This window comes from Mailhella sp., from assembly GCF_057866825.1.
The window spans coordinates 18,394-33,331 of record NZ_DBMAHT010000006.1 but is presented as its reverse complement, the minus strand read 5'-3'; the positions used below and the strand labels follow the sequence as shown (position 1 = coordinate 33,331).

General features: G+C 63.3%; 11 protein-coding genes. 4 read left to right on the top strand and 7 right to left on the bottom strand.

Annotation, left to right across the window (positions count from 1 at the left end; translation table 11 throughout):
• Window positions 1-509: 509 nt before the first annotated feature.
• The 3 genes from ACZM96_RS01820 to ACZM96_RS01810 form a co-directional block, all read right to left on the bottom strand.
• A complete protein-coding gene (locus tag ACZM96_RS01820; RefSeq protein ID WP_489486945.1) occupies window positions 510-1,427 on the bottom strand; it encodes a dihydroorotate dehydrogenase in 918 nt (305 codons plus the stop codon).
• Window positions 1,427-2,248: an iron-sulfur cluster-binding protein gene (locus ACZM96_RS01815; RefSeq protein ID WP_489486943.1), complete on the bottom strand. Its 822-nt coding sequence runs from the start codon at window positions 2,246-2,248 to the stop codon at window positions 1,427-1,429. The genes ACZM96_RS01820 and ACZM96_RS01815 overlap by 1 nt, the downstream gene beginning before the upstream one ends.
• A 118-nt stretch (window positions 2,249-2,366) precedes the next feature.
• A complete protein-coding gene (locus ACZM96_RS01810) occupies window positions 2,367-2,936 on the bottom strand; it encodes a manganese efflux pump MntP (RefSeq protein WP_489486942.1) in 570 nt (189 codons plus the stop codon).
• 123 nt (window positions 2,937-3,059) lie between these two features.
• Between ACZM96_RS01810 and ACZM96_RS01805 the strand changes: the two genes are divergently transcribed.
• Window positions 3,060-4,742 (top strand): ribonuclease J, encoded by a 1,683-nt coding sequence (locus tag ACZM96_RS01805; protein WP_489486941.1) that lies wholly within the window; start codon window positions 3,060-3,062, stop codon window positions 4,740-4,742.
• 315 nt (window positions 4,743-5,057) lie between these two features.
• On the opposite strand, the gene ACZM96_RS01800 is transcribed toward ACZM96_RS01805, so the two are convergent.
• The 4 genes from ACZM96_RS01800 to ACZM96_RS01785 form a co-directional block, all read right to left on the bottom strand.
• Window positions 5,058-6,503 (bottom strand): aryl-sulfate sulfotransferase, encoded by a 1,446-nt coding sequence (locus tag ACZM96_RS01800; RefSeq protein WP_489486939.1) that lies wholly within the window; start codon window positions 6,501-6,503, stop codon window positions 5,058-5,060.
• Window positions 6,504-6,568: 65 nt separating this feature from the next.
• Window positions 6,569-7,237: a hypothetical protein gene (locus ACZM96_RS01795; protein ID WP_489486938.1), complete on the bottom strand. Its 669-nt coding sequence runs from the start codon at window positions 7,235-7,237 to the stop codon at window positions 6,569-6,571.
• Between the two features lie 686 nt (window positions 7,238-7,923).
• Window positions 7,924-9,012: a TRAP transporter substrate-binding protein gene (locus ACZM96_RS01790; protein WP_489486936.1), complete on the bottom strand. Its 1,089-nt coding sequence runs from the start codon at window positions 9,010-9,012 to the stop codon at window positions 7,924-7,926.
• 378 nt (window positions 9,013-9,390) lie between these two features.
• Window positions 9,391-9,567, bottom strand: a complete 177-nt coding sequence (locus ACZM96_RS01785; RefSeq protein WP_294487013.1) for a DUF8462 domain-containing protein — start codon at window positions 9,565-9,567, stop codon at window positions 9,391-9,393.
• A 304-nt stretch (window positions 9,568-9,871) separates the two neighbouring features.
• Between ACZM96_RS01785 and ACZM96_RS01780 the strand changes: the two genes are divergently transcribed.
• The 3 genes from ACZM96_RS01780 to plsY all read left to right on the top strand — a co-directional run bounded on the left by ACZM96_RS01780 (window position 9,872) and on the right by plsY (window position 14,822).
• On the top strand, window positions 9,872-11,719 hold the full coding sequence (locus ACZM96_RS01780) for a hypothetical protein (protein ID WP_489486935.1): 1,848 nt from the start codon (window positions 9,872-9,874) through the stop codon (window positions 11,717-11,719).
• 139 nt (window positions 11,720-11,858) lie between these two features.
• A complete protein-coding gene (locus ACZM96_RS01775) occupies window positions 11,859-14,141 on the top strand; it encodes an ArnT family glycosyltransferase (RefSeq protein ID WP_489486933.1) in 2,283 nt (760 codons plus the stop codon).
• Between the two features lie 78 nt (window positions 14,142-14,219).
• Window positions 14,220-14,822, top strand: coding sequence for a glycerol-3-phosphate 1-O-acyltransferase PlsY (gene plsY / locus ACZM96_RS01770; protein WP_489486932.1), 603 nt, complete (start codon window positions 14,220-14,222; stop codon window positions 14,820-14,822).
• Window positions 14,823-14,938 lie beyond the last annotated feature (116 nt).

The following is a 14,938-nucleotide window of genomic DNA, read 5'->3' as shown; positions in this document are numbered from 1 at the left end:
CCGGCGGGGGAGCGGCAAAACTCCGGCAGGGATGCCGCCGAGTCTGCGGTCTGCGGTCAATCCACCGCTCCCGGCCTCAGGCAAAGCTCTCGATGCTTCCGGCGGGCGGCCTCTCTGCGCCTGTTCCCTCAACGGTCCGGCGGCTCGCAGGCACACCCCGCACAGGCGTTTCCCGGTCCACTCGGCACGCCTTCCGCCCCGCCGTGCGCCCTTCCCTGCCGCAGAATTCCACCGTGAAGAGCCTGCCCTGCCGCCGCGCTGGTTCTCGCGGTTTCGCGACGAGCCTCTGCCACAGGGTCGAGCCCTTCCCCGCGCTCCGCCACTCTCCCGACGCGCGTCCGGGCCATGCCGCCGGGGCGCAGCAGGAACAAGATCGCGCCTTCCACTCTGCCGCGCTCCGTCCTGCCGGAAAAAGACCGCAAAAAAGCCGCCGAAGTTCTGCTCCGGCGGCTTTTGTCTTCCGAAATATTCGGTCAACTGATCAGATTTTTTGAAGAACGACCTTCGACTCAGGCCTTCAGCGAACCGCGAAACGCCGCGAGATCGTCAATGCCGAGTTCCTCGCACAGGGCGGGCAGCTCGCGGATGATGCGGAAAATGGTGCCGGGATCGCTGAAGTTGGCCGTGCCCACGGCCACGGCGCGCGCGCCGGCGAGAATGAATTCCAGCACGTCGCGGGCCGACCTCACACCGCCCACGCCGATGACGGGCACCTCCACCACGCGCGAAATCTCCCACACGCAGCGCAACGCAAGCGGCTTGATGGCCGGTCCCGACAATCCGCCGATGACGCTGCCGAGCATGGGACGACGCGTCACCACGTCCACCGCCATGCCCTGCACCATGCCGATGCAGGAAATGATGTCCGCGCCGGCGGCTTCCACGGCCTTGGCCACTTCCACGATGTCCATGATCTGCGGAGAAAGCTTGGCAATGACGGGCTTGCCTCCCGCGGAACGCTTCACCGCGTTCACGGCTCGCGCGGCCGTCACGGGATTCTGACAGAAGGGCTGACCGCCGCGATGATCGTTGCGGCAGGAAAGATTCACTTCCAGGGCGGCCACACCGCGCTCTTCCGCGAACACGGCGGCCAGTTCGGAAAATTCGTCCACGTTGGAGGCGTTGAGGTTGGGAATGATCGGCACTTCCTGCCAGGGCAGTTCCGGCAGCACCATGCGCACGAAATGTTCCGCGCCGTCATTCTGCGTGCCCACGGCGCTCAGCATGCCGCCGGGCGTTTCCGCCACGCGGGGCATGGGCGCGCCCGCGCAGGGGCGCAGCGTCAGGCCGTTGACAATGATGGCTCCAAGCTGGGTGATGTCGCCGTACGGGCGATATTCCAGGCCGCTGCCGAAGGTGCCGGCAGCGCTCAGCACGGGATTCTTCAGTTCGAGCAGGCCGTCAACAAGAGAAACGCGAAAATCCATTACAGGCTCCTTTCGTCCGGCTGAACGGCATGAAGATCAATGTCCGAGGCCCAGAACACGGGACCGCTGGTGCAGGTCTGCACGGGCAGTCCGGCCCGCACGGGATCGGGCCAGTGCTTCGAGGTGATGGTGGTGCAGCCGAGGCACGCGCCCGTGCCGCAGGCCATGCGCTCTTCAAGGGAAAGCTGCGTGGGCAGATCGAGCTCAAGCGCCCTCTCCCACACGCGCTTCAAAAAGGGCATGGGGCCGCAGGCCAGGCAAATGCCGCCGTGTTCCTTGTATTCCAGCATCTTGGCGCGCACGACTCTGTGGAACTGTTCCAGTTCCTCGGGCGTGCGGTCGCGCATGTTTTCCATTTCCATGCGCGCGGCCATGGCGTCGGTGGGATAGTTGTTGCTCGGCAGACCGTGGCCGAACAGCATGAAAAGACTCGCCGGAGCCGGATGCACGTCGGCATAGCCGGCAAAGGGCGCAATGCCCACGCCGCGGGCAAGCAGAAGCGTGGGCGTGTCGGGACGCATGTCGAAACTGGTGCCGAGAGGCCCCCACACCACCACTCTGTCGCCGCTTTTGAGGCGCGAAAGGCGATCGGTTCCCGTGCCGACCACACGGAAAAACAGCACAAGGCTCTGCGAGGTCACACGGCAGATGGACAGCGGACGGGCCCATGTCGTTCCCTCGCTGTCCTGAACGGGCCGCAGCATGATGAACTGGCCGGGACGCCAGCTTTTCCACGCCGGACGTTCCAGGGTAAGAGCGTAGAAACGATACACTCCCGACGGGCCGGACACCGGCTGTCCGAAGGGCACGTTATCCGTCACTGTCAGTTCTGTGCGAACAGGGGAAATCATGGAGGGCCTCCGCAAGTGTTTTTCTTTATATGTATCCTATCGGGCTCCCGGTCAAGGGCGAAGGGTCTTTCACGCCGATTAAAGTTTGCTACAACACCCCGTGTTCATAAAGAATTTTCACGCCTATGCCGATAAGCACCAGTCCGCCGAGCACGGAAACCTTGTTGCCCAGAAGATTCGAGCCGCCAAGCAGACGCCCCAGCTTCACGCCAGCCGCTGTCACGGCCGCGCACACGAGTCCTATGACGATCGCGGGCCCCCACACCGAAACGCCTATCATGGCAAAGGAGAGCCCCACGGCCATGGCGTCTATGCTGGTGGCCACGGCCAGCATGACGAGCTGCCACCCGCGCGAGGGATCGCCGGAAGAAGATTCCTCCTCTTCCCCGGACCAGGCTTCGCGCAGCATGTTGACTCCGACGAGCGCCAGCAGACCAAAGGCTATCCAGTGATCCCAGGCCTCGATGTAGCTGCGCACCGACACGCCGAGAGCCCAGCCGATGACCGGCATGAGAAACTGAAACAGGCCGAAATGAAACGAGAGACGGAAATAGTGTCTCCAGGTCACCACGGGAAGCGTGGCCGCGGCGGACACCGAAACGGCAAAGGCGTCCATGGCCAGCGCGAGCGCTATGGCTAAAACGGTAAGAAAAGTCACGGGAGTTCTCCGGGTTTTGTGTGGCGCATTATACATATCCGCCGCTCCGGCACAAGAGCTTGTGCTGGGCCACGGTCTGGGATAGGATGCAGCGTATCCAAAAGAATCAAAGGACCTTCCTACATGTCTGAATCGTATCTCACCATAACCCCGCTGGGAGGTCTCGGCGAAATCGGCATGAACTGCCAGAAATGGCAGACCGACCAGGGCGTTGTGCTGATCGACTGCGGCCTGATGTTTCCCGACGACGCGCTGCTCGGCGTGGACGTGGTCATTCCCCGGCTGGAGTCCGTGTTCGCCGAGGGCGAAAAGGTGCTGGGCATCGTGCTCACCCACGGCCACGAAGACCACATAGGCGCGCTGCCCTGGCTGCTGCTTCAATACAAGAGCCTGCGCGGCATACGCATCTACGGCTCCCCCTTCACCATCGCTCTTGTGGAACACAAGCTTGAGGAACACGGCCTGCTCGACCGCGTGGAACTCATGCCCATGCCCGCGCACAGCTCGGTCACGCTGGGCAGTCTCACCTTCCACTTCATTCCTGTCTGCCATTCCATTCCCCAGTGCTACGCTCTGGCCGTGGAAACGCCCGTGGGCAAGATTCTCCACACCGGCGACATCAAGCTCGACGCCGCCCCGCTCGACAGCGAGGAAGCCTGCGATCCGGTGACCGAATTCGCCCGCTTTGCCGAAGAAGGCGAACACAAGGGCATACGCCTGCTGCTGGCCGACTCCACCAACGTGGAAAATCCCGGCCATTCCCTGCCCGAACGGCAGGTACACGACGACCTCGACGCCATTTTTTCCGAAGTGAAGGGCCGCATCATCATTGCGCTCTTCTCCAGCCACATCCGCCGCATCCGCACCGTGCTGGAACTGGCCAGAAAATACCGCCGCTCCGTGCTCGTGAGCGGCCGCAGCCTCTCCACCAACATCGAAAAGGCCGTGGAACTCGGCCTCCTCGAACAGCCGGACAACCTCTACAGCGAAGCCGCAGGTTTTCCGGAACTCGATCCCGGTCAGACCGTCGTGCTCGCCACGGGAACGCAGGGCGAAGCCCTCTCCGCGCTGGCCCGCATCGCAAGGGGCGAACATCGGCAGCTTTCGCTGCACGAAGGCGACACCGTCATCATGTCGTCCCGTGTGATTCCCGGCAACGCCCGCGCCATTTCCAAGGTGCTCAACCAGATCTACCGCCTCGGCGCCGAAGTGTATCATCACCCCGGCCGCACCGTTCACGCCACCGGTCACGCCTGTCAGGCCGAACTTCGGGAAATCATCGAGGCCGTGAAGCCGGAATACTTCATTCCCGTCCACGGCGAATACCGCCACCTCGCCCTGCACGCGCGCCTTGCCGAAGAATGCGGCGTGGCGCACGACCACATCAAGATCATTGAAGACGGACAACCCGTCACCTTTCTTGAAGACGGCATACGCATGGAAGATCCCGTGTCCGTGGAGTCCGTCATGGTGGACGGCAAGGGCGTGGGCGACGTGGGCCGCATGGTGCTCAAGGAACGCCGCATTCTCGGCGGCGAAGGCCTCGTGGCCGTGGTGCTCGTCATTGCCGAGGAAACCGGCGAAGTGCTGCACGGCCCGGAAATGATCTCCCGCGGATTCGTGTTCGAGCAGCAGTACAGCCATCTGCTGGAAGACGCCAAGTGCCTGGTGCTCGATCAGCTCGAATCCACCAATCCCAACGACATTCCCCGTCTTTCCGACCGCATCCGCTCGAGCCTGCGCCGCTTCTTCCGCGACGTGCTGGGGCGCGACCCCATCGTGGTGCCCATCGTCACGCAGATCTGACGCCGATCATCCTTCGCATCCGAAGGCCCGAAGCCGCAAAGGCTCCGGGCCTTTTTTGCAGCGGGCGGCAAGAGCGCGACGATGCCGCAAAGGAGCCTCCGGCGCGGCAGGCCTCTCCGCGCGCTCCGAAAGAACTCCCGCCTGTTTCCCAGCCGTCGCCGGAGCGCATTCCGAAACAACACTTGCATGTTTCCCTGCCTCTGCGGCTCCGCCGTCCGCCCTGCTCCCCGCCACCCGACCATTAAACGACGAAACGCGCCCGGAACAATCCGGACGCGTTTCGCGTTGTTATGCGGGAAGTTCCCGCAGGATCAGTTAGTCGGTAGCGGCAATGCAGTCGCCGGCATTGGCCACGTAGCCGAGGGTGCCTTCCACTTCCACTTCGCTGGTGCGGCTGCCGAAGGGAGCGGCGCCGGGCATGCGGAAGGTGGCGCAGTTAATGCGCTCAATGGCCACTTCGGGGGTGTGCTCGGCCTGCGGCACCCATTCGTAGGGCACGCGGTAGGCGCGATACACCATGTTCATGTTGCGGCCGTCATGGTAGGGGTTGATGAACTCCCACACGATTTCATGGTCGGCAGTCACTTCGATGAGGCGGCCGTCGGAACCTTCGGTGATGAGGGTGTTGCCGTTGGGCAGACGCTGCGCGGAGCTGATGAAGGGGCTGTAGAAGCGGCTGGCGTCCAGCGGAACCACGAAGCCGGCTTCATGAGGCGTGTACTGCCACACGATCTTGAGCGTGGTGGGATCGAATTCCAGAATACGGGTGTAGTCGCGCTGAGCGGCCTTCACGCCGATGGGCGCGCCGGGGTTGGGATTGTCGTAACCGGCCCAGCCGCCGTTGTCGAACACAAGGATGTTGCCCGCGCCGGGGAGACCGTCGGGGATCATGTGCGCGTGATGCTGACCGATGATCCAGCCGAGGGAGTGTTCGGGATGACCGATGCTGTAGTCGGGGCCGACCTTCCACACGATCTTGCCGGTTTCCTTGCTGATGATGAAGATGATGTTGGTTTCGCGGCCGTCCATGATGATGTTGTCGGGATGGAAGCGTTCATCGCCGGCATCATACCACTTGTTGGGTCCGAGGGTGGACATGGAGTTGATGTGCATCCAGTCGCCGAGGCCGGGCGCGCTGTCGATGAGGGAGCCGCCGCGATAGTTGGGGTTGCGGGCCATGGCGTTGCGGGCGGCTTCGGAGAAGCCCATTTCCTCAACGTGGTCGGAGGCCTGCCATTCCCAGATGATTTCGCCGTCCCAGTTCACTTCATAGACGACGTCGTCGAGCAGGGGCTTGTCGGAAATGTATTCGCAGTGCGCGTCGCGGTGGCAGAGCACGAGGGTGTTGCCGGAAAGCGACTGGGGTTCATGACCGGGCGCGTAGTAGCCGGTGGTGCTGCCTTCGCGCTGGAAGTCGTGATGCTGACGGGCCATCCACTGGGGCTTTTCGCCCGGATCCTCAATGAATTCGGCCTGGTTGAATTCCCAGACCACATTGCCGTCCCAGTCCACCTGGATGAGGTCCACCTGATCCTGAAGGCCGTACTTGGGATTGCGGATGCCGCGGCTGCCGAGCAGATAGCCGCCGGGGAAAATCTTGTTCGGGAAGCCGTGAACGCCCTTCCAGAGCTTGATTTCCTGGCCGTTCATGTCGATGAGCATGGCGCCCTGTCCCTTGACGGGCATGACGGTATAGCCGTTGTACGCCTTTTCAGGATTGTAAAGCGTGACGCCGGTAGGATAAATTGTAGGATGACCCATGATAACACTCCTTGAGAGTTGAGGGTTGGTTTCCGAATGCAGAGCTCCGGGAACCGTCGTAAACATTACCGGACTTCGAGCCCCGGGCGTCCGACAGACGATCGGAGGCCGACGTTCGGAAAAAAGGCGCCGGATACGGGCAAAACATGGAGCTTGAGGCCATGAGAAAAAGCGCGAAGACGCGGAAAGCGCCGGAACGCGCCGGCAGAGGCGAGCGATGCCTCGGCGGAACGCAGGCCCGATTCCATGTCCATGCTCCTTACGGATACCACATCGAGCCGCGCGGGGTCAAAGCCGCAGAACACCGCGCCGCACGCGTTCCGCATGGCTGCGGCGGTGCGGATCAGTCGACAAAGAGCAGGCTGAGGGCGGACGAGCGGGCGCTTGACGAGCTCAGAAGCTGCGGTGTCTTTTACAGAATCTGCGGCGTTTGTCTTCCCGGTGCGGAAAAGGCCGGAGGCAGGCAGCGAAGACGCGGCAGCGGCCCGGAGAGAGGCAGAGGTCGGAAAGATGAGCGCGGCGGGAACGGCGGGCAGGCGCTTGTCGAAAGGCTCTGCCCCCCTCGGGGCGGAAGTAATGCCGAAGACCGCGGTGAAGCGCCCGGCGACGGCTCCGGCCGAGAACGAAAGACGGGGGACCACAGCCTCCGCAGCGTCAAAAAACGCAGACGAACGTTTCGCAGCAAAAGCGGAAGCCGACAAGGCAACCTTCTTCAACATGCTGAAACTCTTCATTCTTCTCACCTGTCTTTCCACAGCCGAACCATCCTGAGCGAAAGAATTCCGAACATCTTTCATTCATTAGAGTTGTCATAAATTAAATATTACTGTTAAGTCAATGGTGAAAATTTTGCCATACATTCAGCCATGCAATTTTATTCATCTTTTTCTTTTTTCTGCCCTGCCGGTCTGCCGCAGGATTGCCCGGTGCGACGCGTGCGTATTTGCCGACCCTTCCGAGGAAAAGGGACGAGCGATTGTTCCAAAGGCAAAACAGGCGCGTGCGTCCTGAACAGGCAACGGCGCGCCGAACCGTCCGAGAGCTCAGGCCGCCATCCGGCACGTGGCCGATTCCCGACAAAAAAATCACGCTGCGCTCTCGGAAAAACGCCGCCGGACCTGCGCTCCGCACTCAGCCCATCGGCTACGCGCTCCCGCACAAAGAAGCAGGACGCGCCGCCCTCTTTCTCCGCGAGAGAAAACGTGCGTCGAGGCTCGCCTCCCATGTTTTTCCCCTCCCCCCATCAGATTTGCGGCATGGCCGACCGCCCTGCGCGCCTCCGACGGCAACACCAAAGCGCAGCGGATCTGCGCGCAGACGCCCCCTGCATCAGCGCCCTCCCGGAAGCACAGAACAAAAAAAAGACGATGCCGAAACACCGTCTTTTTCTGTTCAACACGCCGGAAAACCGGCGAAAACATCAGAGCCCGTAGTTGCCGTACTTTCCGGCGTGTACCTGCTCCGCGTAATATTTGCTGCGCTCGCGGGCGTATTTGTACACCTTGTCCACCAGCTGCGGATTCACTTCCGTGCAGACCTTCTCCTTCCAGCTTTTGATCAGCGCATCCAGCGGCGCGAGAAACTCGCTGCGTTCCTCATCGTTCAGCACGGTGAACACATGTCCCTGCGACTTCATCCAGTCCACGTCGGCCATGGCGCCCTTTTCCAGCGAACGGCCGATGGCTTCGGCCATCTTCATGCCGCCCTGATCGGCAATCCACTTGCGCATGTCGGCGGGCATGGCGTCCCAGCTCTTCTTGTTGATCTCTTCAACAAAGGTGTTCACGCCGAGGCCGAGAATAAGATGATACTTCGCGTCGTCCGTGAGCTTGTAGGAACGCAGCGGAGCCGTGGGGCAGAGCACGCCGTCCACCATGCCGCGGGAGAGCGCAAGGAAGGTGTCGGTGGAGCTCATGCGCACGCCGTGCGCGCCGAGCGCCTCCACGATTTTCAGCGTGGGATTGTCCCACACGGCAATCTTCTTGCCCTTCAGATCCTCGCGGGTGCGGATGGGCATGACGGAATGAATCTGATACGAATCAGACGCCCAGGCCGTGAAATGCACCGTGTTGCGGGGAAGTTCGGCGCGCACTTCGGGGAACTTGCGGATGAGGTCTTCCGCCACGAGACTGCCCACCAGAGAGTTGGGGCACATACCGGGCAGGGCCACCACGCCGAGCAACTTCATTTCCCGGGGAAAGAGCGCGGGACGAACCTGCCCGAAATCCGCACGGCCGTCGGACACGGCGGAATAGGCCTCGCTCTCGGAATACAGCGAGTTGGTGGTAAAGTAGGAAAAATCAATCTTGCCGGCGAACTTCTTTTCCGCAGCGGCCATGAAGGGCTCGAACACTTCCTTGACGGTGGGATGGCTTTCCAGATACCCGCCGAGGAAGGACAGACGCGTCGGCTGCCCGGCTCCGGCGTCGGCGGCCAGCGCAGGGCCGGAAAGAGAAAGCAGACAGCCAAGAGCGAGCGCAGCCGCGCCGATACTCCATTTTTTCAACATGACAATACTCCTTTTCAGCTCGGAGACGGCCGTCAACAACAGTCAACAGCGCCAAAAAATTTCTCTAAAGGGATTTTGCCTGTTAAGTCAACTGAAAGCCCGGGGAAACGACTCCTTGACCGCCATCGAGAAAAAAAGCGCATGTTTCTTACAAGAATGACTTTGTCGAAATGAAGCAAAACAGGAAAAAACAGCGGGAAAAGAAAGCAGGATACGCGAAAATAAAAAGACGCGACCGCCATTTTCCCCATACATTACAGAGAAAAGACAATCGCGCCTGTCTGTTTCGCGCGCATGACCTCCGTATTGCCGGAACAAGGGATGAGCGCAGCATACAAAAAAACCGGCCGAAGCCGGTTTTGTGCGTCACACGCGGCGTTATTCCGCCACGGGTTCGTAATAGCAGCGCTTGGGAGAGTAGATCTTGCCCGCCTTCTTCAGTTCGGCGCAGGCCTTGGACACTTCCTTGGAATCCACGCCGAGCACCTTGGCGATGTCGCCGGGACGGACGGGCTTTCCCGCTTCCTTCATGGCTTTGAGAACCTGTTCTTCCATGGTAAACTCCTTTCTTAGGACGTCGTTTGCATTCTCGGGCGTCGGATGCTCCGGCAGCCTCCGCAGGACGGACGCCTTGCCGGGCGCTTGAAATACACCGGCGCTTTACGGGCTGCTTGTATCCTTTCGTCCGGGGAAAGGCAAGCATTATTAAGAACAATTCCTGATAAATTTTAATTCATCTCTCTCTGCCATGAAAACGTTCTCCGTTTTTGCGCTTGCGGTCGCGCTGGCGGCTGCGCTTTTTTCCGGCTGCGCTCCCTCCGGGGCGGACGCCCCCCGCCCTTCCGGGAGGCCCGGGCCCGTGTACATTCAGTGGCTGGAGGAGCAGGCCTGTCTGCGCCGGGCCGTTTCCGTCACGGCCGTGGTGAGCGGCTCGTCGCTGAACTGGCGGCGCGGCTCGCGCGCGTCGCTTCTGCCTGAAGAGGCTCGAACCTGGTTTTTCGCCTCACCCGCGCTCACGGCCTGGTCGGGCAGCGGTTCGCTCACGGAAGCGCTTGTCGGGGAACATGCGGAAGCGCGTCTTGCCGGGCTCGGCGTGCAGGGCGTTCTGCTGGCCGATCTTGCCGACACCGGCGACGAATGGGCCGGGCGCTCTCCCGCCGTCGGTCTCGGCACGGACGGCGTCGGTCTTTCACTCGGACGACTGGCGGGCACGGAGGAAAGCTTTTCCCGCTGGATGGCGGCACTCGCCGGCAAGGGACTTCTTTCCGGCGGCACGCTTCTGCCCGCCGACACCGGCGCGGGGCCGGATTTCTTTCTGTCGCTGCGCGGGGTACGGGACTATCCCGGACTGTACGCCATGACCGAAATTTCTCCGCAGCTCTGGCCACTTCTTCCCTCTTTAAAAAAGGAGGAAACAGCTCCGCTTGCGGAAGGCGCAGTCGCCGCGCTTGCCGCACAGGGGGAACTGCCTTCCGCGCTGGTGCAGGACGGCGTTTCCGAGCCGCCGCGCGGCTGGGCGGTCACGGGGCCGGTGGACGGCGTGGACGGCGTCAAACGGCGCTGGGCCTACCGCTGGCACGGCCGCTTCGACAGGCCGGTGCTGCACTGGGACGATCCGTCCGGCGCGGCGCGGCGCGTCATGGAAGCCGGACTCATCGATCAGATAGGCCTGCGTCACGAAGCACTGATCGGGGTGAGCGTGGGCGCGTGGCTGGGGCTGGACGGGCCGAACGACGACACAGAACGCGCTTCGGCAGGGGCGGGCCTTGAGCCCGGGCTTTCGGCGCTGCGCGATCTTACGCGCAACGCGCACCGCTACGGCGCGGCGGTGCTGGTGCGGGACGCGCTTCCGGCCTCTCTTCTTGTTCCGCTTGCCGACAGCGGCGCGGACTTCTTTCTCGACAGCGTGCTTTTCCCCGCGCTGGAACAGTCGCTGCTGACGGGCGAGGCGCGGTACGCGCGCGAAAGTCTGCGCAGGGCCAGGGCCGCGGGCGTGGATCAGCGCAGGCTCTGGCGCATGGCTCCGGAAGGCCTGCCGAGGCCGGGCAACGCCCGCCTTGCCGCCCTCATGCCCGAGGGCTGGGCCTCTCTGCTCACGCCCTCCCCGGACGCCTCTCCCCGGCTCAACGCGCCGACTCTGGCGGCCGCGGCCTGCGGACTTGCGCCCGGAGCCCGGCCGAACTCCGACGACGCGCCCGCCGTGCGCGACGCCCACGCCCTTCTTCTGGCCGCGCGCGCCTTTCTGCCCGGCCTTTTCATGCTTTCCGGCACGGATCTCGACGGCAGTCTGCCCGAAGGCCACGACTGGCCCGGCACGCCGCCGCTCTGGCAGCCGAACGGCTCGCCCTCCAGCCGCCGGGGCCTGCCTTCGGGCTATCCGCTCTACCGCCGCGCGCCCGGATGCGCCATGGACGATCTCATCCGCGCCATGCTCGCGGCAAGAGCCTCCTGCGGCATCGCCTCGGGCGAATTTCTCGACGCGCCCGACTGCGAAGAGCCGGGCGTGCTCACTCTCGTGTCCGCACTGCCGGGAGGCGGAGCGCTGGCGTTTTTCGGCAACGTTTCCCGGCAAAGCGCCACGTTTTCCCCGCGCTTTTCCCGCTGGGCGCAGGCTTCGGAGCGACGCGATCTTCTCTCCGGCAGCGCCGTGCCCGAAAAGCGCATGACGCTGCCTCCCCGCTCCTGGCGCGCCGTGCTGCTGCGCTGACGCAAAAGGGCGCTGGGCGCGCATGAAAAATCGCCCGAAACACGGCGCAGGGCTTGCGCCGTCACGGATATTTTGGGATACTCGCCACACTGCCGGTCTTGCCGGTCATCTCTTCTTGAACCCCCAGCGGGAGCCTTCCATGGACGAGAACATAGAACGCACGGACAAAAACAAGGAAAACATGGCCGCCGAATCCGGCGCCGCCGAACAGCATCAGCCGACGCCGGGCCCGGAAGACGAAGTGAAGAAGCCGGAGCCTTCCGAAGAGAGCGAAGCTCCAGGCGCCGCTCCCGATCAGAACGGCACGGAAGAATCTTCCGCGCAGAACGCCGACAACGGTCCGGAATCCGAAGAAAAAAGCGCTGAGAGCGCCGCGGACGACAAAGACGCGGAGCCGGACGACGCGCCGATTCTTCTCGACGCTCCCGCCGAAGAAGCGAAAAAGGATCACATCCGCATGCCGGACGCGCCCGCACCCGAGCCTCCGGCTTCCGGCGCAGCGGCCAGGCTGTTCGACGCGCTTTCCTACGCCGGGCTGCCCGTGCTGCTGATTCTCGCCGCGGCCATGACCTTCCTGGAAGTGTGGCAGGTGCGCGACCTGTGGTTCTCCGACGAAGTGCGTCTGGCCGACGCCTTCATGAATCTCAAGGGCGGCGACTGGCTCATGCTCACCATGAACGGCCTGCCCTACCCGGACAAGCCGCCGCTCTACTTCTGGTTCATGGACGCCCTCACCAGAATTCCCGGCGTGGGCGCGCCCATGGTGCTGTTCCTGGCCGTGGCGCTGTCCCATCTTCTTTTCATCGGCTCCATCTGGCTGCTCGCCCGCGGAACCGGACACGACCGCCGGGAAGCCTTTGCCGCCGGTCTTGTGGCGCTCGGCTGCGCGTACATCAGCGGCGCGGCCTGCTATCCGCGCATGGATCTGCTTTTCGCCGCCGTGGTCACGCTGGGCATGACCTGCCTGTATCGCGGCTGGATCAAATCCTTTGCTCCCTTCTGGCTCGCCGCGGGCTTTCTGCTCATGGGCGCGGCCACGCTCATCAAGAGTCCTCTCGGCATCGCCTTTGCCGTGGTCACCAGCGTGATCTTCCTGTTCTGGCGCGGCACGCCCGGACGCCTCAACGGACGCGACGGCCTGCCCGGCTTCGTGCTCATGCTGCTCATGCTCATGGCCTGGGCGGGCGCGCTCTACCTCGGCGGGCATCAGGACTATCTGCGCGACATGGTGGGAACCCAGCTCGCGGGCCGCGTGCTGGAAGGCGGACGTCACGTCCAGCCGTGGTGGTACTATCTGGCGGCGCTGCCCATCATGTGGCTGCCGTGGATTCTCGTCATCCTTTTCGTCAACTGGTTCGCCGCCCTGCGCGGCATTCCCGCGGCCTGGAAATCCCGCAGGGAACGCGGCGGCTCAAGCTGGCTGTGGATCTGGCTCGTCACCGGCGCGGCCATGCTCTCCCTCGTGCAGGCCAAAATGAGCGTGTACGCCCTGCCGCTGCTCGCTCCTCTCGCCGTGCTCACCGGCCGCTCCGTCATGCGCCTCACCCCCGGCCGCAGCCGCTGCTTCTTCAGCCTGGTTTCCGTGCTGATCGCGCTGGCCGGCCTCGCCCTTGTGGCGCTTGAAGCCTTCCCCGTCGTACGGCCCTACATCGGCTCCTACCTGCCTGCCGTGCCCGCCATGGCCGATCCCTGGCTGGACGCCCTTCACGGCACCATGTACATGGGCGGCGTGCTCATTCTGCTCGCCGTGGCGCTGCTCTTCTTCACGCGCCTTGCGCTTCCCGGCGGCGCGCTGCTCATCACCGCGTTCGGCATGATCGTCATGCTTCTGCCCTATCAGGCCTTCGTGGCTCCTTCCATGGACAAAATCCTGAGCCCCCGCGCTCAGGCCGAAGCCATGGCAGCCAAGGTGAAGGAAGGCTACTCCCCGGCCGCGTTCGACGTGTACCCCGGCGCGTACGCCTGGCATCTCAATCTGCTGCTGCCCCAGCAGCAGGGACGCCTCGCCGTGCCCGATCTCGCCACGCCCGCCGAGCGCGACGCCTGGCTCAAGGCGCATCCCATGACCGTCATGGCCATGCCCGAATCCGACTGGAAGGCCTGGACGGACAAGCCCGCCGACGCCGCCGTGCTGCTCACCTCCTGGATGGTTCACAAGCCCTACGTGGTGGTGGCCGTGAACGCAGGCACACAGACGAGCGACGAAGCCGCCCCCGCTGACGGCACTGCCGCGGCTGAGAGCTCGGAAGCTCCCGCAGCCTCCGCGGCTCCCGCGAGCCCCACGACCGAACCCGCCGCAACTCCTGCGGCCGAGCCCGCGGCCGAAGAAGCGCCCGAGGCATCCTCTGCGCCTGCGCCCGCCGCTCCCGCCGAGCCCGCGCAAACGCCCGCAGGCAGCGCAGACAGCGCCGCCCGTTCGTAATCTCACGCCCGGCGCGAAGCTGTCGCGCCGGGCTTTTTTCCGCCCTCCGCTCCAGAACCTCAACCCGGACACGATCTCATGACCTATCTTGCCCTCATTCTCTGTGTCGCCCTGGCCTTTTTCCTCGGCTCCATCCCCTTCGGACTGGTCATCGCAAAAACCTTCAAGGGCATTGATCCCCGCAAGGCCGGAAGCGGAAACATAGGCTCCACCAACGTGGCCCGCCTGTGCGGTCTTCCCTGGGGCATCATGACGCTCTTTTGCGACATCATGAAGGGCCTGCTGCCCGTGCTGCTCGCCGTGAACGTGCTGCCGGATCCCTACATGCAGAGTCTCGTGGCGCTTGCCGCCGTCACCGGGCACATCAAGTCGCCCTTCCTGGGCTTCAAGGGCGGCAAGGGCGTGGCCACCACCATCGGCGCGCTCATTCCCCTGGCCTTCTGGCCCCTGCTGTGCGCCGTGCTCTGCTGCGTGGCCGTCACTGCCGTCACCCGCTACGTTTCTCTGGGCTCCATGGTCATGGCCGCCTCCCTCGTGGTGTTCTACGCCCTGTTCGGATACTTCCGGCTCGAACCTCTGGCCGTCGTTCTTCTGATCATGATAGTGTGGGCTCACCGCGCCAATATCGGCCGTCTCATGCGCGGCGAGGAAAGCAAGTTCCTTGCGAAAAAAAAGAGCTGAGCTCCAAAACAAAGTTCCGACTTTCATAACTGCCGACTACTGGACCTTCGTTTCATTCTATGCTAGCTTGTTTCTAAGAGCAGAAGACCGTACGGTTCGAGGTCTTTGCATCCCAT